Annotated in this window: 19 protein-coding genes; 7 read left to right on the top strand and 12 right to left on the bottom strand. The window is 34.4% G+C overall.

Annotated elements, in window-relative coordinates:
• Positions 1–18: 18 nt before the first annotated feature.
• Together QWY92_RS14170 and QWY92_RS14165 are read right to left on the bottom strand one after the other, a co-directional pair.
• Entirely contained in the window at positions 19–576 is a 558-nt protein-coding gene (locus tag QWY92_RS14170; RefSeq protein ID WP_290272407.1) for a DUF4331 family protein, read from the bottom strand.
• A gap of 26 nt (positions 577–602) precedes the next feature.
• Entirely contained in the window at positions 603–1,256 is a 654-nt protein-coding gene (locus QWY92_RS14165) for a DUF4331 family protein (protein WP_290272405.1), read from the bottom strand.
• Positions 1,257–1,415: 159 nt separating this feature from the next.
• On the opposite strand from QWY92_RS14165, the gene QWY92_RS14160 reads away from it, so the two are divergent.
• Together QWY92_RS14160 and lpxD are read left to right on the top strand one after the other, a co-directional pair.
• A complete protein-coding gene (locus QWY92_RS14160) occupies positions 1,416–2,588 on the top strand; it encodes an LETM1-related biofilm-associated protein (protein ID WP_290272403.1) in 1,173 nt (390 codons plus the stop codon).
• A gap of 190 nt (positions 2,589–2,778) precedes the next feature.
• On the top strand, positions 2,779–3,774 hold the full coding sequence (gene lpxD, locus QWY92_RS14155) for a UDP-3-O-(3-hydroxymyristoyl)glucosamine N-acyltransferase (RefSeq protein ID WP_290272401.1): 996 nt from the start codon (positions 2,779–2,781) through the stop codon (positions 3,772–3,774).
• An 83-nt stretch (positions 3,775–3,857) separates the two neighbouring features.
• Here lpxD and QWY92_RS14150 read toward each other — a convergent pair whose 3' ends face one another.
• From QWY92_RS14150 to QWY92_RS14130, 5 genes are all read right to left on the bottom strand, one after another.
• Complete coding sequence (locus QWY92_RS14150; protein ID WP_290272399.1) at positions 3,858–4,613, bottom strand: LytR/AlgR family response regulator transcription factor; 756 nt, start codon at positions 4,611–4,613, stop codon at positions 3,858–3,860.
• A gap of 221 nt (positions 4,614–4,834) precedes the next feature.
• Positions 4,835–5,152 (bottom strand): 2TM domain-containing protein, encoded by a 318-nt coding sequence (locus QWY92_RS14145; protein ID WP_290272396.1) that lies wholly within the window; start codon positions 5,150–5,152, stop codon positions 4,835–4,837.
• Between the two features lie 5 nt (positions 5,153–5,157).
• Complete coding sequence (locus QWY92_RS14140) at positions 5,158–6,501, bottom strand: histidine kinase (protein WP_290272394.1); 1,344 nt, start codon at positions 6,499–6,501, stop codon at positions 5,158–5,160.
• Between the two features lie 210 nt (positions 6,502–6,711).
• A complete protein-coding gene (locus tag QWY92_RS14135; protein ID WP_290272392.1) occupies positions 6,712–7,440 on the bottom strand; it encodes an energy transducer TonB in 729 nt (242 codons plus the stop codon).
• A 191-nt stretch (positions 7,441–7,631) separates the two neighbouring features.
• Positions 7,632–8,639, bottom strand: a complete 1,008-nt coding sequence (locus tag QWY92_RS14130; RefSeq protein WP_290272390.1) for a sugar kinase — start codon at positions 8,637–8,639, stop codon at positions 7,632–7,634.
• A 241-nt stretch (positions 8,640–8,880) separates the two neighbouring features.
• On the opposite strand from QWY92_RS14130, the gene QWY92_RS14125 reads away from it, so the two are divergent.
• Both QWY92_RS14125 and QWY92_RS14120 read left to right on the top strand, forming a co-directional pair.
• Complete coding sequence (locus tag QWY92_RS14125; RefSeq protein WP_290272388.1) at positions 8,881–9,516, top strand: MOSC domain-containing protein; 636 nt, start codon at positions 8,881–8,883, stop codon at positions 9,514–9,516.
• Positions 9,517–9,558: 42 nt separating this feature from the next.
• Positions 9,559–10,800 (top strand): DEAD/DEAH box helicase, encoded by a 1,242-nt coding sequence (locus QWY92_RS14120; protein WP_290272386.1) that lies wholly within the window; start codon positions 9,559–9,561, stop codon positions 10,798–10,800.
• A 108-nt stretch (positions 10,801–10,908) separates the two neighbouring features.
• Here the strand turns inward: QWY92_RS14120 and yajC are convergent, their stop codons facing one another.
• The 3 genes from yajC to nusB all read right to left on the bottom strand — a co-directional run bounded on the left by yajC (position 10,909) and on the right by nusB (position 12,730).
• Positions 10,909–11,208, bottom strand: a complete 300-nt coding sequence (gene yajC / locus QWY92_RS14115; protein WP_290272383.1) for a preprotein translocase subunit YajC — start codon at positions 11,206–11,208, stop codon at positions 10,909–10,911.
• A gap of 10 nt (positions 11,209–11,218) precedes the next feature.
• The gene (locus QWY92_RS14110; protein ID WP_290272382.1) at positions 11,219–11,695 is read right to left on the bottom strand and encodes a DUF1573 domain-containing protein; all 477 of its coding nucleotides are present in this window, start codon (positions 11,693–11,695) and stop codon (positions 11,219–11,221) included.
• A gap of 87 nt (positions 11,696–11,782) precedes the next feature.
• On the bottom strand, positions 11,783–12,730 hold the full coding sequence (gene nusB / locus QWY92_RS14105; RefSeq protein WP_290272379.1) for a transcription antitermination factor NusB: 948 nt from the start codon (positions 12,728–12,730) through the stop codon (positions 11,783–11,785).
• 196 nt (positions 12,731–12,926) lie between these two features.
• Between nusB and QWY92_RS14100 the strand changes: the two genes are divergently transcribed.
• A complete protein-coding gene (locus tag QWY92_RS14100; protein ID WP_290272377.1) occupies positions 12,927–14,684 on the top strand; it encodes an ABC transporter ATP-binding protein in 1,758 nt (585 codons plus the stop codon).
• A 151-nt stretch (positions 14,685–14,835) separates the two neighbouring features.
• Positions 14,836–15,246: a PUR family DNA/RNA-binding protein gene (locus QWY92_RS14095; protein ID WP_290272375.1), complete on the top strand. Its 411-nt coding sequence runs from the start codon at positions 14,836–14,838 to the stop codon at positions 15,244–15,246.
• Positions 15,247–15,344: 98 nt separating this feature from the next.
• On the opposite strand, the gene QWY92_RS14090 is transcribed toward QWY92_RS14095, so the two are convergent.
• A complete protein-coding gene (locus tag QWY92_RS14090; protein ID WP_290272374.1) occupies positions 15,345–15,680 on the bottom strand; it encodes a tRNA-binding protein in 336 nt (111 codons plus the stop codon).
• 47 nt (positions 15,681–15,727) lie between these two features.
• Between QWY92_RS14090 and QWY92_RS14085 the strand changes: the two genes are divergently transcribed.
• On the top strand, positions 15,728–16,282 hold the full coding sequence (locus tag QWY92_RS14085) for a thioredoxin family protein (RefSeq protein ID WP_290272372.1): 555 nt from the start codon (positions 15,728–15,730) through the stop codon (positions 16,280–16,282).
• A 198-nt stretch (positions 16,283–16,480) separates the two neighbouring features.
• On the opposite strand, the gene QWY92_RS14080 is transcribed toward QWY92_RS14085, so the two are convergent.
• Complete coding sequence (locus tag QWY92_RS14080) at positions 16,481–16,966, bottom strand: GNAT family N-acetyltransferase (RefSeq protein ID WP_290272356.1); 486 nt, start codon at positions 16,964–16,966, stop codon at positions 16,481–16,483.

Raw genomic sequence — 16,966 nt, 5'->3', positions numbered from 1 at the left:
GACAACCTCAAGTAGGTACTACCAAGGCGAAGCTAGGTAAGGAAATGAGGTCAAAAAGGTTTTGTCGTTGGCATCAACATTATCATTAGATAATTCTGGGTTTTCCATAAAAGTTTCACCACCAAAAATCAATAATAATTCGACAGTAATAACATCATCAGTTAGATTACGACCCGTTAAAACATTATCGCCATCGTAAAATGTGGTTGTTCCGTCTAAGGATACATTTAAAACATCGGTAGCCAAAAGCCCCGTAAATGTTGCAGCATCTAATTGTAAAGCATTTTTATCGCCATCGTTACCGTAAGCAGGACTTAAAGCTTCTAAATTAGTTTGAAACATGCTTTGGAAAGCGGCGTTTTGTTCCGAAGGAATGGTTACATTAAAAGCATCTTTACTGGCTGCCGATACAAATACGGTATTTACAGCAGGGCGTCCCATTTGATCTTTTTGAACATAGGTTCCAGAGAAATCAGGTTCTACAACCATCATTTCTGTATTATCGTCATCCGAAGAACAGTTAAACGCTAAAAGTGATAATCCGAATACAATACTTATTTTCTTTATAGTTTTCATAATTTTAATTTTAAATTGGTTGTTAATTATTTTGATTTAGATTCTACCCAAGTGTTAATTGTTCCCGAAGTTCCAATCATTGATTTTGGTACTTCTACTACAATAGACATCACGTTAGTTCCAGCAAATGTATCATCGCCAGGCGTATTGAAGCCTGTGGCATCACCAGCAATAATGGCAGAATACTGCGCAAAATCCATAAAGAAAGGATCGTCACGTGGGCCTGCAAAAAATTTCATGCCCATCGTGTTTGTTCCTAATTGAGCAGCCGCCCCGTACGTGGTTACATCTACAACACCAGTATTGGTTGCCATAGTTTGAACGGTACTGTTTAATCCGGTTTGAGATGGAGCCGTTGGACCAAAGAAATACATTTTACCATCTCTTGGAATGGCTTGAATTACTAAATCTTCCTCCTTATCATCATTCGTATCAATATTAATTTCTACTAATACATTTTCGTCAAAAGCGGCACTTGCCGTTCCACTGGGGCTAATTAAACCTTGCACATTGGCTACAAAAACTAAATTGTCGTTGTCTTCACCTTGAAAGGCATAAAAATCGGTAATATCACTTGTGCCACCTTGAACGGCAGGCGCATCGATATGATCTGCTGCTAAAACGAAGACACTAGCCACTGCTACCACTCCAATACCTAATACTTTTTTTAAATTTTTCATGTTTTTGAAATTTTGGTTACTGTTATTGTTATTTTGAATTCACGCATACCTACGAAGAAATGAAACGAGCGGTTTTGTTAAAATTATGTTAAAACGAAAAACCACCGATTTATTCGAGATAAAATTTATCTTTACACAATATTAAAACCTCATTATTACATGAACCCATCAGCCTCAGGTTGGATAAATAAATTACTGCTAGATGTTAGTAAAAACGACGCACTCTTTAGTTTAGATAAAACCGCTTTTTATGAAGCCTTAAGGCATTCTGGTTTTATTTACGGAAGTAATCAGGAGGTTGTTGGGCAAGCTTTTGACAAAACGAAACTCACTGAAGACGAGCGCTGTAAAACCAATTTATGTCTTGCTTTTTTATACACTTATAAAGAAACAGAACAAGACATCCCTTTCACAGACAGCGTTGTAAGCTTCTATACGGCCATTAACGAATTGAAAATTTCTTTCTTTCAAGATTTATTAGGTGGAAAAAAATCTAGCGAGCAACTAGAGAAAATTTTTAACAACCGCGTACAGCTAGATGCTAATGTGCTCACAAAGAATTTCAACTACTTTATTATAAACGCACTCTTATATATAGATGTGTTAGCCTATAAAACCTATTTGAAAAACCACACGATTTCGGTTGAATATTTAAAAAATTTAGAAGCAGCGATTACCTCTATTTCTTTGGAAGTTTTAAACTCTAAAGCCTCAAAAAATAAATACGACGATAGTTTAATTAAACTTTTTGAATCCTCTTTAAGATATCAAAAAGACAAATTATTAGATTATGACACTGCCATTGCCTCGGTAAAAACCTCTAAAGAAGCTTATTATATTTTAGATATAGCTTGTATGGCATCATGGAGCGATGAGTTAATTGACGAAAAAGAACATCAATTTTTACTAAATTTAGGGAATGATGTACGCCTAGACTCGAAACGCATTCGAAAATCTATTGAAACTGTAAACTCTTTTTACACGGCCAATAAAGACAATATTGCACTGCTAAGTTCTAAAAACATTGTGCAGAGTTTTTACAATAACTCCAGTAAAATGGTGTACAAACTTATTAGCCGAAACAGCAAACGATTGTATCAAGAGCTCAAGGATAGCAAGGAACTCATGGTTTTACTAACACAATCTACTGTACGCGATTTAAATAAAGAAGAACAAAAAAAAGTTCAAGATCAGCTTTTAGATATTTTTAAATCCATTCCTAGTTTAGCTATCTTTTTACTACCTGGAGGTGCTATTTTATTACCACTGGTTATTAAATTTATTCCCAAACTATTACCATCGGCTTTTGATGAGAATAGAATCAAGGAGTAGCACACTTTATTCTGAATATGCTATTCCTAGACATCTTACTACCACATTGGTTTTAGTATTTTAATTGAAGAAGTCTTAAAAATTGAAAAGCAAACACAATTAATCTGTGTAACTAATTTCATGATTTATTATCATTTTTATATTATTTCCTTTAGATTTACAACTACATAATAAATTAAACACTACAAATTTGAAGACATCATACACTATAGAAGAAATTAATGCGGTATTACAAGGCGAATTAATTGGGCATACAGCCGAAAATATAACTGGGCCAGAGCAATTAGAAAATGCAAATAATAACCAAATTACCTTTATAGGAAGTGCCAAATACGTAAAACTTTGGGCCGATTCCAAAGCTTGTGCTGTTGTAGTAAACGATAATTTAAAAATTGAAGCCGACGATACTCGTGCTATTATTAAGGTGAAAAATGCCGACTTAGCCATGGCTAAAATTTTAGAGCTTTTCAATCCGCCTGCGCCGGTTTTCGATACCGATATTCACCCAACTGCTGTAATTCACGAAAGCGCAAAAATTGGAAATGGCTGTAAAATTGGTCCTAACTGCTACGTTGGTAAAGATGTTGAATTAGGAAACGGTGTTATTTTATACCCTAATGTTTGCATTTTTGACGAAACAAGTATTGGCGATAACACCACGATTTGGTCGGGTACCGTAATTCGCGAGCGTTGTATTATTGGTAGTCATTGTATTTTTCATACCAACGTGAGTATTGGTGCTGATGGTTTCGGATATCACCCTAGCGACGATGGCAGAGGTTTAGTAAAAATACCACAAATAGGAAACGTGATTATTGGGCATTTTGTTGAAATTGGCGCAAATTCTTGTGTTGATAGAGCCAAGTTTAGTTCTACTATTATAGGCGATGGTTGTAAAATTGACAACCTCGTTCAAATTGCTCACAACAGTATTATGGGACGCGCTTGTATTATGGCGGGGCATAGTGGTCTTGCCGGTTCGGTGACTTTAGGAGATGGCGTTATTATTGGCGGAAGTGCCTCTATAAAAGACCATACCAAAATAGGTTCGGGCGCCACGGTTGGTGCTGGATCAGGTGTTGTAGGCGATATTAAACCAGGACAAACTGTATTAGGGTACCCTGCGCAAGATGCCAGAGATATGCTGAAACAATGGGTTGCTGTGAGACGTATGGTGAAAAAGTAAAACCAATTTAGTTCTCAATAAAACATATATCAAAATAACTATTTAGCCTCAAGAATAATAAATTGAGGCTATTTTTTTATCCCCTATTCCAACCAATTCTTAAAATCTTTTACGCGCTCCCGAGCCACGATAACTTCCTCGGCGTTATAGTTATTTAATTTTATTTGCAAACGTGAATTGGTATAGCTTAACATGTCTTTTATGGCGTTGATGTTTACAAAGAATTTTCGGTTTATACGGAAGAAGGTTTGCGGTTCTAATTCCTTTTCTAATTGATCGAGTGTGCTATCTAAAAGATAATTTCGGCCTGTTGTTGTGTGAGCATAAATCCCTTTATTTTCGCTATAAAAACATTCGATATCTTCTATATTAATAAGTTTTAGGTGCTGCCCTACTTTTATTGAAAAGCGCTTTTTATAAACACGATCAATAGGGTTTACAAGAAGTTTTTTTATATCGTCGAAATCTAAGGTAACGCCTTGTTTTGGTGCCGTACGTTCTTGATATTTTTGTACTGCCGTTTCTAAATCGTCATCGTCAATGGGTTTTAATAAATAATCGATACTGTTTAGTTTAAAGGCTTGCAGCGCATACTCATCGTAAGCAGTAGTGAAAATCACGGCACTTTTGATGTCGATGGTTTCGAAGATTTCAAATGAAAGTCCGTCGCTTAATTGAATGTCAAGGAATATCAAATCGGGATGATTGTTATTTTGAAACCAATCTATAGATTCTTCTACGGAATGCAGCAAGGTTTCTACGTGAATGTCTAAAGTTTTTAACATGCGTTGTAAGCGCCTTGCTGATGGTTTTTCGTCTTCTATGATAATGACTTTCATGTGTTATTTTTTCTACTGTTATGTGATTTCTTCTGCCGTCGAAATTACCGCTGTTCTGATTGATGATTCGGCTTATAACTGCGCTTTGTTCCACGTTAGGGATTGCAGTGAAAAGCCCACAGCCTGACGCAGGAAGTGCGAGGACTTGTAACGAAAAGCCCGACCCGCAGGGTAACGCCCAAATTAATTAAATAATTTGTTTTTTGGGTTATGTCACTGGTCTATTCCCAACGGGTTTTATCTTTATTGATGTATTCTTGGATTTTGCGGTTTTCCCAGTTTTTACTAAAAATTAAGTTTTTACCGAACACGCCCATAGCGTGCGCTGCAAGACCAATGCCCCAGAAAAAGGGCGTGCTAAAGGTGCCGATATGCCAGAAATTATCGCCAGAGTTAATGGCTATCATAACGAGTAAAAACAGATTTATTAAGACGTAAAAGAAAGCGTGCCAGTAGAACCCCTTGAGGTCTTTTAATCGTTTTTGAGCTTGTATATAAGCGTTTTCTTGATTGAAATTGTTGCTATTGTTATGTGTCATAATTTCTAGTTGTTTTTGGTTTGTTCGTTTCTCATAAATTCTTCCATTTTTCGCTTTTCCCAGTTTTTACCTAGCATGCCATTGTTTACAAATACGCGGTAGGCTTGTGTAGCTATTCCGATTCCCCAACCTATCATGGGGAACCAAAACCATTGGACTTGCCAGAAGGTTTTGTAGTTTACGTAGGCTAAAAATGGGATGACTAAACAGTATGTAATGAGGCTATAATAAAAACCTTTAAGCTCGTCGACGTGATTTCGAGCTCGCAAATATTGATCGTTTAATTCTGATTTTGATTGTGTGTACATGATGGTTGTTGTTTTGGTGAGCATTGGGATGCTAACTGCAAATGTGCTCGGTTCTTGATTGATTTTTATGGTTCTATCGGTGAGTAATTGGTAGCGTTGTTTTATGTTGTTTAGTCCAACGCCACTACTTGTTTTCACCATTTGTTTAACTTGTAAATTGTTTTCGACTACCAGATTGTCGCCACTTTCGTAAATTTTTATTTTTAGTGGTTTGCTGGCGGTTACAATGTTGTGCTTTACGGCATTTTCGAGTAATAATTGTAACGATAATGGAATGACTTTACTTTCGGGGTTTTGTGCTTTTTCAGGCATGGTGAAAATAATACTATCCTCAAAGCGCATTTTTAGTAGTGCCATGTAGGTTTTTGCAAATTTTAACTCATCGTCTACTAGTACAAGATCTTTGTTTTTTTGCTCCAATACGTAGCGATATACTTTGGATAGCGCAGTTGTAAATTTCTGAGCATTTACCGGGTTTTCTTCAATTAAACTGGTTAAAACATTTAAGCTGTTAAAAAGAAAATGCGGATCTAATTGATTTTTTAATGCGTCGAATTTTGCGCTGGCAGTTCCAGCAATTACTTTTTGCTCCTTTACTCGGTTTTGTTGATAACGGTTGTAAAAAAACACCACATGAAAACCAATGACGATACTTAAGGTTATCCATAAACCGAATTGATAATTCTGCCATTTTTGATTCCCTAAAAAGTCTGAGAAGCTTTGATTAAAATAATATATAGCGGTTATGGCTCGTAAAAAAAACAATCCTATTAAGGTAATTATAGTAGAACCTAAAATACCAATAACCACACGCTGTATTGTAGCCGGTGTACTTTTTTCCCATGAGCGGCGTTCCATATAGTCGAAAAACATCATGTTTGAATACCCCAAAACAAAAGCGTATAGTTGATAAAACGCAAATTTTGTAACTAACTCTTTTATGTTTCCCGAATTAAAATCGTTGAAAAAATAACCTCCGATTAAAAAAACGACACAGCCTAGAAGGAAAGTAATTATAATATATTTATTTGATTTTGTCATGATTTAATGCTTCTACACTTTTGCGTTTAAAGTTAATAAAACTTATACTACAAATATCGGGTAGCGATGCCGTGTTTTAAAACCAGATTTACCGAATTGTTATTTTTACAGGATGAATTGTTGAACATTAAAAAAAACGAAAGTTTATCGCATAAAAAAGCAGACTAAAAAAATATTAGTCTGCTTTATAAATAACCAATTTACCTCAGGTTAACTTTCATATTTAAAAAATATAGGAACAGCATAAGCTACTTTTACCGCTTTACCACGTTGTTTTCCGGGTTGCATTTTTGGCAATAAGCTAATGATGCGTTCAGCTTCTACTTCTAGAATTTTATCTGGGCCACGAGAACGTACATTGGTTGTTACTCCTTCTGAATTTATTATAAATACTACGGATACACGCCCCTGTATTCCCATATCTAATGCGGTTTGTGGATAATTAAAGTTTTTAACCACATGTGCTTGCATTTTCTTTTGAAAACATGCTTTAGTTTGTGCTCTATCTAAACCTTCGCAGCCAGGAAAAACGGGTACTTCTTCGATAACAGCAAAAGCAACTTCCACTTCTTCTTCCATGCGTTCCACAATAACATCACCTACAGCAACAATATGCTCAGAGATAGCATCGTCTTGTCCGGTTTCGGTACTTTCTATAACGGTTTCCTCTATTTCCACCATATCGTCCACAATTTCTATAGACTGACTAACAACAATAGGCGGTGGTGCTGGTGCTGGCGGTATTTTTGATGTTATAATTGGAATATCTTCTTCATAAATAACTTCCATATTAACAGTTTCTACAGCAACATCCTCATAAACATAAGTTTTATGCTCTAAGGCTAGCCAAGACAGGAATAACATTAAATTTAGTCCAATGGCAAAATACAAACTACTATTTCGTCCGACTTCGATTTCTGGGTTCTTTTTAACTTCCATGATTACCTTTTTTAGTATCATAAAATTATTAGAATTGACAGAGAACTACTATGATAATTATCATATTCCTAAAATAATAATGATAATTTAAGAATCTAATTAACACCACTCATTTTCAATAATATAAAAGGCCACCTATGAAGGTAGCCTCTTATATTGCTTTATAAATTGAATTTTTATTAAAAAAACGTCTATCGATTTAAACGTCCTGAAGTGTTTCCGCCTAAAATACCTAGAACTTCTTTTACGGTAGCTAAGTTCACATCGCCCTCGTAAGTGTGTTTTAAAGCACAGGCCGCACTTGCAAATTCCATAGCTGCATAATCGTTATCAAGCTCTTGTAAACCATGAATTAAACCGGCTGCAAAGGCATCACCCGTACCAATACGGTCTACAACGTGAGTAATATCTAAATCTTCAGTTTCTCTAAATTCCGATCCGTTCCACATTCTAGCACGTATTTTATGCCATGAAGCGTTTACCGATGTTCTAATTTTATCGAATACTTTTTCTATGGAAGGAAATTGCTCTATAAGTAGTTTACTTGCTTCAATAAAGTCGTCGTTAGAATAAGAGAAGTCGGTGCCTAAAACTTCGTTCATTTCATTTATACCTCCTATAAAAATGGTTGAATAATTTAATAATTCCGTTAAAGCTTCCTTTGGATCCTTTCCATATTTCCATAAACCGCTTCTATACGTTGGATCGGCCGAAATGGTAAACCCTTTAGCTTTGGCTAGTTTTAAACCTTCTTTCAAAGTATCAAAACTTCCTTGAGTTAAGGCTGGAGTAATTCCGGTCCAATGCAACCACTTACCGCCTTCCAACGATGCTTCCCAATTTACCATGGATGGCAAAATTTCGGAAAACGAAGAATGCGATCGGTTATACGAAATATTACTCGGCCGCATAACAGCCCCTACTTCAAAAAAGTATACGCCTAACGGACGTTTTGAAAAACACAGCGCCGAGGTATCTACACCAAATTTACTAATATAAGACACAGCGGTTTCTCCAATAAAATCATCCGATACGCAACTGATGTGTTTTACACTTCCGCCGAAATTTGCAATGGAAATACCGACATTTAACTCGGTGCCCCCGAAGTAAAATTCGACCATGTTTGATTGAATAAATTTTTTGTGTCCACGCGGTGAAATGCGCATTAATACTTCTCCAAAAGTGATTACCTGACTCATAAAATATAGTTTAGTTTAGAACGTTATTTTTACTAAATTTATTGAATAAATCTTTTACACAAATTCACTAAATCAGCAATAAATATAACTTTTAACAAATTTAATGTTTGATTTTCTCATAAAAGACCAATTAACTAATTAATTTAAATCATTTTCGTTAAATTGATGAATTAAAATTAATACTCAGCATTTACTAGAATACTTACAGCATTAAAATCATTTCACCTTTTATTCAATAAACATGAACATACGAGCCACCAATATTGCGAAACCGACCACCATCCATTGGCATGGTAAAGACGTAATCACTGGTATTTATAAAACTCCAACCAGTACACCTATATTTTTAGGTGAAGACCTTGTTAAGAATGATGAAGTTAGTGACCGAAAATATCATGGCGGTGAGTTTAAAGCCTGCTATTTGTTTTCTGAAAAGCATTATGATTATTGGAAAAAACAGTACCCCGATTTAGATTGGAACTGGGGTATGTTTGGTGAAAACCTCACGGTTACCGATTTAGACGAAACTCAACTTTTAGTTGGAAGCATCTATCAAATAGGGGAAACCTTAGTACAAATAACACAACCTAGAGAACCTTGTTTTAAGCTAGGTGTAAGATTCGAAAATCAAAATATATTGAAAGCCTTTATAGATCACGGTATGCCGGGAACTTATGTGCGTATTTTAAAAACAGGACATGTAAAAACTGGCGATGCCATGGTTTTAGTTGAAGAAGCTCAGAACTCTTTAACAGTTGCTGAAACTTATAAATTGATTTTTGATAAGGAAAAAGATCAAAAGCTATTGGCTTTAGCAGTTATCAATGAAGCGCTTCCGCAGAAAAAAAGAAACAAATTAGCCACATATATAAAATAAGGTTGATGGGGTTTATAGTATCTTTGCAGTAAATTATTTTAGATGTCATTTAAAGACTTACAATTAAATCGTCCCATTTTAAGAGCCATTGCCGAAGCCGGTTATGATAATCCTACTTTGGTACAAGAAAAAACCATTCCTTTTGTTTTAGACAGAAAGGATGTTATTGTTTCGGCTCAAACCGGAACAGGAAAAACAGCTGCTTTTGCACTTCCTATTTTACAATTATTATTTGATAAGCAAATCGCCTCTAAAAAAGGTAAAAAGATAAAAGCGGTTGTGGTTAGCCCAACGCGAGAATTGGCCATTCAAATTGAAAATAATTTTAAAACATATTCTACTTACGCCGAATTAACAAGTACCGTTATATATGGTGGTGCTGCCATTGAGCCACAAATAGCGACTCTAAAAAAAGGTGTTGATATTTTAATTGCAACTCCAGGCCGTTTGCTCGATTTACATAAACAGGATGTTATTAATTTAGATTATGTTGAAACTTTAGTTTTAGACGAAGCCGATTTAATGCTCGATATGGGTTTTATTGACGATGTTAAAAAAATTGAACGTCTGTGCCCTAAGGAAAAGCAAACCTTATTATTTTCGGCCACCATACCTTATAAGGTAGAACAACTAGCAAATACTATTTTAAATGAACCAAAACGTATTGAGGTTGCCCAAAATTCATCAACTTCAAAAAACGTTAATCAGTTATTATATTTCGTCCCTAAACAGAGTAAAATTGAATTGGGTTTGCACCTCCTTCGAAATACTATAAAAGGACAAATCATTATATTTAGACGCACCAAATTCGGTGTTGATAAACTTGAAAAGACATTAGTAAAAAACGGCTATAATGCCGATAGTATCCATGGCGACAAAAGTCAAACGGCTAGACAAGACGCTTTAGATAAATTTAAAAAAGGAACCGTCAATATTTTAATTGCAACGGATGTTGCGGCGCGTGGTATTGACATTAACGATATCGATGCGGTTGTAAATTTCGATTTACCTAACGTACCCGAAACCTACGTACACCGTATTGGAAGAACGGCTAGAGCTGGAAAAACAGGAATGGCATACTCCTTATGTTCAGCAGATGAAAAACCTTATGTGCAGACCATTCAGCAACTGATACAAATGCAAATTGATGTGATTGATGAGCATCCTTATCCTTTAGATCCTAAAGCAAAACCAATTATACATAAGTCTCCAAAAACAGGTAGCAAACACAAAAAAGGTAGAAAAAGTGAAGCTTCTAAAAAGAAGAAAAAACGCTGGTATTAAGTCGTTTCTCTCATTTCAACTTAATAATTATAACTTTATTATAAAACAAAAAAAGAACCTCATTTGAGGTTCTTTTTTTGTTTTATATAGTAAATAAAGTGAAATACTTTATTTTTTTGCTACTGCTGCTGGTGCATTTAACTTTTCGCTCATCTCCGAAGAAATTGCAGAACGTTCGTACTTTGCTTTGCCTGACATGGTTTCTAAAACACAACTTCCATCTTTGTCGTTAAGCTCTAAAATTTTAGCATGTAAACCACTTTTGGTGATTACTTTATCTCCACGTTTTAATTCGGCTGCAAATTTCTTTTCTTTCTTTGCACGTTTCATTTGTGGTGCAATCATAAAGAAATACACTACTACAAACATTAATACAAACGGCAATAAACTACCAATACCTTCTCCCATTATTTTTTATTTATTTAATTGCTGCAGATATTGCAGCGTCATCAGTTTTTACAAAAGCCGTAATTTTAACAACTTCCTTTCCTTTTTCAGTATTTGCTGTAAGTGTTAAGCTTTTAGAAACTTTTCCTTTTCCACTTCCATTATATTTTACTGTAAATTTTCCTGTTTCACCAACAGCTAAAGGCTCTCTAGACCAATCTTGAGGTACTGTACATCCACATGTTGTAGCTATATTAGTAATTACTAAAGGTGCATCACCTGTGTTGGTATAGCTAAAAACAGTTTCTACCGATTTGTTTGCTTCAATTTCTCCAAAATCGTGAGTTGTTTCGTTAAACGTAATCACTGGAAAATTAGAAGAAACAGCATCTCTTACTGCTGCAGCTGTTACATTAGCTTCTTCAATTTTCTTTGCTGCATTGTCGTTTTTACAAGATGTAAAAGCTACCAAACATAATGTGCTTAATCCTAATATTACTTTTTTCATTTTAAATGTATTTTAAATTTGAGACCGTAAAAATAACAATTATTTATTCGAATTGAAATTTTTGTTAAAAGTCTTAACAAAACCTTATTACATTAAGCCACGCCCAATTTTATTAAGCGTTCCGGCCTCTGTATATTCTTTCACCAGTTTATCTAAAATACCATTGATAAAAATACTGCTTTTTGGTGTAGAATACTCTTTAGCTATTTCTAAATACTCGTTAATAGTTACTTTAGCTGGTATAGACGGAAAGTTTTTCACTTCGCAAATAGCCATTTGTAATAACACAAAATCGACGTTTGCAATACGATCTGAATCCCAGTTTTGAGTTTTAAGATCTATTTCCTTATTAATCGCCGTTCTATTCAAAAGTGTTTTTCTAAATAACGAAATTGCAAATTCCTTGTCTTCTAAATCTTTATACAATCGTGGTGTAAAATGATTTTCGGCAGATGTTAGCTTTACTTTTCTAAGAATTTTTAAAATGGTTGTATTCACGGTAGGTAAATCGTCTAACCAAGTTAAATTCTTGTCTTCTAAATATTCGTAAAGTTTATCGTTTGGTGCAATAATTTCTTTAAAGACATCTACTATAAAATCTTTATCTTCTTTAAAGCTTGAAGTTTCGGCTGCCATGTATTCTTTATACAAATCGCTAGCAACAATGGCTTTAAAAATAACATCAACATATTCACTATCCAAATCCCAATCGTTGATATTGTAAAGTTCTAACTTATCTTTTAAGTCTAAATTATTCAATAAAACTTTAAAAACGGCGTTATCTACAAACTTACGGTTTGGGTCAATGTCCTCTTTAGTTGCTAAATGTTTATTCTGTTTTTTCTGGATATTACTTTCAGCTCTTTTTTGAACCTCGATAATAAGCGAAATTAATAATAAGTATAAATTATACATATTATCAATGCTAAACAGTAAGAATTTTTGATCTTTACTAAAATCATCACTTTCGGTACCCTTAAAGGCATACATGGTTTGCATTACTTTTACACGAATATGTCGTCTATTTAGCATCATTACAAAGAACTTATTTAAGTTGAAATTTTTTATTGCTTTCGTGCGGCAAAAATAACACTATATTTAAAAAACACCGCTTAATATTCATTTTAATTTCATTAAATACTTTAAGCTATATTTAACAAATGCATTATAAATAGACATTCCTTAATTATAATGAATAACCTATCTTTGCCTCTTATTTCCTTTAAAATAAATGAAAGAATTACAACATTTAAATAAGTACTTTCTAAAATACAAAACCAATCTTATAGCAGGGGTAATTATCACTATTATTGCCCGAATGTTTTTATTGTTTACACCTCGATATGTAAAAAAAGTATTTATTGTTATCGAACAATATTTTGCGAATAGTATTTCTACCGAAGTTTTTAAAGCCGAATTGCTCGAAGCCATCATTTATATTGTTGGAGCAGCCTTTATTGGTGGCGTGCTTACTTTTTTTATGCGTCAGTACATTATTAATGTATCGCGCTATATTGAATTCGATTTAAAAAATGAAATTTACGAGCAATACCAAAAACTCTCTTTAAATTTTTATAAGAAGAATAGAACTGGTGATTTAATGAACCGCATTAGTGAAGATGTTTCTCGTGTGCGCATGTACGCAGGCCCAGCCATAATGTACAGTATAAACACAATAACTCTTTTTGTAATTGCCCTTATTTATATGTTTAAAGAATCACCATCGTTGACGCTTTACACCATTATGCCGTTGCCTATTCTATCGGTTGTAATCTATAAATTAAGTAAAGAAATACATAAGCGCAGTACAATTGTTCAAGAGTATTTATCTAAACTATCATCATTTACGCAAGAATCCTTCAGTGGTATTTCAGTCATAAAAGCTTATGGTATAGAAACTCAAACGGCCCTTAATTTCGAAACTTTAGCAGCCGAAAGTAAGGAAAAACAAATTAGTTTAGCCCGCGTACAAGCTTGGTTTTTCCCAATGATGGTACTCCTTATTGGCGCCAGTAATTTAATTGTAATTTACATTGGAGGCATGCAATATATTAATGGTGAAATTGAAAGTTTAGGTACCATTGCCGAGTTTATTATTTACGTTAACTTATTAACATGGCCAGTAGCTACTGTAGGTTGGGTAACGTCTATTGTACAGCAAGCCGAAGCATCGCAGAAACGAATTAACCACTTCCTAAAAATAGAACCAGAAATTAAAAACACGGTAGAAGCCGAAACAGAAATTAATGGTAACATTACTTTTAAAAATGTTTCCTTCACTTATGATGATACTAATATACAAGCCTTAAACAATGTTAGTTTTGACATTAAAGAAGGCGAAACCCTGGCCATTTTAGGGAAAACAGGCTCAGGAAAATCTACTATTTTAGATTTAATTGGTCGCCTTTATGATATTGATTCCGGATCCATATTGATAAACAACAAAGAAATTAGCCAGCTTAACTTAAATAATTTAAGAGATAATATGGGCTATGTGCCTCAGGAAGCCTTTTTATTTTCTGATAGTTTAAAAAACAACATCAAGTTTGGAAAAGAAAACGCGACCGATGAAGAAGTAATTCAAGCTGCAAAAAATGCACAAGTACACAAAAACATTACCAAATTCTCTAAAGGGTATGATACCATTTTAGGCGAACGTGGTATTACACTTTCTGGAGGGCAAAAACAACGTGTTTCTATTGCTCGTGCTATTATTAAATCGCCTAAAATATTATTATTCGACGATTGCTTATCTGCCGTAGATACCGAAACCGAAGAGAAAATCCTTAAAAGTTTATATAAAATTACGCAAGGCAAAACAACAGTTATTGTGAGCCACCGCGTGTCTTCAGCTAAAAATGCAGACAAAATTATTATTTTAGATGAAGGTAAAATCGTGCAACAAGGTACACACGATACTTTAATTGAGACAGAAGGCTATTACAAACACTTGTACTTAAAACAATTGAGCGAAACCTCCTCAAAATAAAGCTTTTAAACATCTAGTAAAGACTGTCGTTTTTGACGATTCGACAACAAAAACACTTTTTAACAAAAAGAAACTCCATAATTTGTTGCTTTCCTTATGTTTTTTTTAGATTTTTGAAACACTAGAATTAAAAACAAATTTCTATATAATTATGAACAATAATGGCATGATGGAGAAAGAGGAAATTTTTTCAAAAGTATTAAGGGCAGGACGACGTACTTACTTTTTTGACGTAAGATCAACGAAGGCTGAAGATTACTACTTAACAATTACTGAAAGTAAAAAATTCACAAATGACGACGGATCGTTTCATTATAAAAAACACAAAATATATATTTATAAGGAAGATTTCACTGAGTTTAAAGATATTTTAGCTGAAATGACAGATTATATCATCAACGAAAAAGGTGATGAAGTAATTAGTGAAAGACATCAAAAAGATTTTAAAAAGGAATACGACACCGATGTTATAGTCGCTGCGGAAGATGATGGATCTCGAGTAACAGAAGCCGAGTTAAAAACTCCGGAAAGCTTTACCGATATTAGCTTCGACGATATTTAATTAAACCGAATACGATATAAAAAAAATCCGTTACAACTTTGTAACGGATTTTTTTATGCTCTATATTTTTAAAATAATATTCTATTAATTTAAATTTCTTACGAAACCACAGTGCCATTTTTAACTTTATGTTCTGGGTTTAGCAGCATCACATCCTTTCCGCTTACGGCGCCCATAACCAAACATTCGCTCATAAAATTCGCAATTTGTTTCTTCGGAAAATTAACTACTGCAACAATTTGTCGTTGTAGCAAATCTTCCTTGTTATAAAGCGTGGTAATTTGTGCCGATGTTTTTTTAACGCCTAAATCACCAAAATCAATAGTGAGTTGGTAAGCCGGGTTTCTAGCTTCAGGAAAATCGTTCACTTTAATTATGGTGCCTACACGTAAATCTACTTTTGTAAAATCGTCGAAAGTTATTGCTTTGTTCATTTTTTAAAAATACAAATAATACCGAACTTAGCATAAAACTTTTAGTTATGGCCAGAACACCTTCAAACATGTTGCCTTTAGGCACAAAAGCACCGCATTTTTCACTTTTGGACACCGTGAGCAATTCGGTTTTAAAGCTCTCCGATTTAAAAGGTAAAAAAGGCACCGTTATTATGTTTATATGCAATCATTGTCCGTTTGTAATTCATATTAATGAGACGTTAGTTTCTATGGCAAATTCTTATGCTGAAAAAGGGATTAGCTTCGTTGCTATTTCTAGTAATGATGTGGTGAACTATCCGCAAGACAGCCCTGAAAACATGGCCCTTCATTCTAAAAAAGAAAAGTATCCTTTCCCCTATTTATATGATGAAAGTCAAGATACTGCAAAGGCTTATGATGCGGCTTGCACGCCTGATTTTTATTTATTTGATGCTAATTTAAGTTTAACCTACCGCGGACAATTAGACGATTCGCGTCCTGGAAATGGTATTCCTGTTACCGCTAAAGATTTAAGCCATGCGATAGATTGCTTAATTGAAGGAAAAACAAATAACACACCACAAAAACCAAGTATTGGTTGTGGGATAAAATGGAAGTAATTTGTTTTTTTTTAGGAATGAGCTAAACTCAGTTTTATACAAAATCTTGGCAGATTGCTGGCGTTAAGGATTGAGGCATTGTTGAAGCTCTTTTTGTGTTGTTGCACTTATGCAACACAAAAAAGCGACTGCCGAAAGCCTGACCCTTTTTAGGGTAACGCCCAAATTAAACAGAATATGGCGCATATAAATAGTTGCTTAATTTAGCTTTAACTGAAAAATACCAACATCGAGCCAGGTTTCAAACTTAAAACCGACTTCTTTTAAATGTGCCACTTTGGTAAACCCGAAGTTTTCGTGCAACTTAACGCTGCCAGCATTGGGTATGGTTAAAACGCCCAAAACCGTTCTGTAATTTTGAGTTTTTAATAACTGTAATAATTTGGCATATAATTGGGTGCCTATTTGCTTGCCATGCTCGCCATGCTTAACGTAAACCGTAGATTCTACAGTGGTGTTATAAGCGGGTTTTGGCCGGAATTTACTACCATAAGCAAACCCCAGAATTTCATTATTTTCTTCAAAAACAAGAAACGGGTAATGGCTAATAATGCCATTCAACTTCTCTGTATAATCGGCTAAACTCACAGGCTCCTCATCAAAAGTAACCGTTGTATTTAACACATAATAATTATAAATACGGCGTAAAGCCTCAGTATCGTTATGTTTTACTGCTCGTATCAT

This window comes from Algibacter miyuki, assembly GCF_030409805.1.
Lineage (GTDB): Bacteria > Bacteroidota > Bacteroidia > Flavobacteriales > Flavobacteriaceae > Algibacter > Algibacter miyuki.
The sequence above is the reverse complement of the archived record's forward strand: the minus strand, read 5'-3'. Positions and strand labels throughout refer to the sequence as shown.

Excerpts from the sequence above, each read along its gene's own strand:
- QWY92_RS14160 (WP_290272403.1), top strand. The coding sequence starts at position 1,416 with ATGAACCCATCAGCCTCAGGTTGGATAAATAAATTACTGCTAGATGTT.
- nusB (WP_290272379.1), bottom strand. The coding sequence starts at position 12,730 with ATGATGCTAAATAGACGACATATTCGTGTAAAAGTAATGCAAACCATG.
- QWY92_RS14085 (WP_290272372.1), top strand. The coding sequence starts at position 15,728 with ATGGCCAGAACACCTTCAAACATGTTGCCTTTAGGCACAAAAGCACCG.
- QWY92_RS14120 (WP_290272386.1), top strand. The coding sequence starts at position 9,559 with ATGTCATTTAAAGACTTACAATTAAATCGTCCCATTTTAAGAGCCATT.
- QWY92_RS14130 (WP_290272390.1), bottom strand. The coding sequence starts at position 8,639 with ATGAGTCAGGTAATCACTTTTGGAGAAGTATTAATGCGCATTTCACCG.
- QWY92_RS14140 (WP_290272394.1), bottom strand. The coding sequence starts at position 6,501 with ATGACAAAATCAAATAAATATATTATAATTACTTTCCTTCTAGGCTGT.
- QWY92_RS14165 (WP_290272405.1), bottom strand. The coding sequence starts at position 1,256 with ATGAAAAATTTAAAAAAAGTATTAGGTATTGGAGTGGTAGCAGTGGCT.
- QWY92_RS14145 (WP_290272396.1), bottom strand. The coding sequence starts at position 5,152 with ATGACACATAACAATAGCAACAATTTCAATCAAGAAAACGCTTATATA.
- QWY92_RS14100 (WP_290272377.1), top strand. The coding sequence starts at position 12,927 with ATGAAAGAATTACAACATTTAAATAAGTACTTTCTAAAATACAAAACC.
- QWY92_RS14080 (WP_290272356.1), bottom strand. The coding sequence starts at position 16,966 with ATGATACGAGCAGTAAAACATAACGATACTGAGGCTTTACGCCGTATT.
- QWY92_RS14095 (WP_290272375.1), top strand. The coding sequence starts at position 14,836 with ATGAACAATAATGGCATGATGGAGAAAGAGGAAATTTTTTCAAAAGTA.
- QWY92_RS14135 (WP_290272392.1), bottom strand. The coding sequence starts at position 7,440 with ATGGAAGTTAAAAAGAACCCAGAAATCGAAGTCGGACGAAATAGTAGT.
- QWY92_RS14125 (WP_290272388.1), top strand. The coding sequence starts at position 8,881 with ATGAACATACGAGCCACCAATATTGCGAAACCGACCACCATCCATTGG.
- QWY92_RS14150 (WP_290272399.1), bottom strand. The coding sequence starts at position 4,613 with ATGAAAGTCATTATCATAGAAGACGAAAAACCATCAGCAAGGCGCTTA.
- QWY92_RS14090 (WP_290272374.1), bottom strand. The coding sequence starts at position 15,680 with ATGAACAAAGCAATAACTTTCGACGATTTTACAAAAGTAGATTTACGT.
- yajC (WP_290272383.1), bottom strand. The coding sequence starts at position 11,208 with ATGGGAGAAGGTATTGGTAGTTTATTGCCGTTTGTATTAATGTTTGTA.
- QWY92_RS14110 (WP_290272382.1), bottom strand. The coding sequence starts at position 11,695 with ATGAAAAAAGTAATATTAGGATTAAGCACATTATGTTTGGTAGCTTTT.
- QWY92_RS14170 (WP_290272407.1), bottom strand. The coding sequence starts at position 576 with ATGAAAACTATAAAGAAAATAAGTATTGTATTCGGATTATCACTTTTA.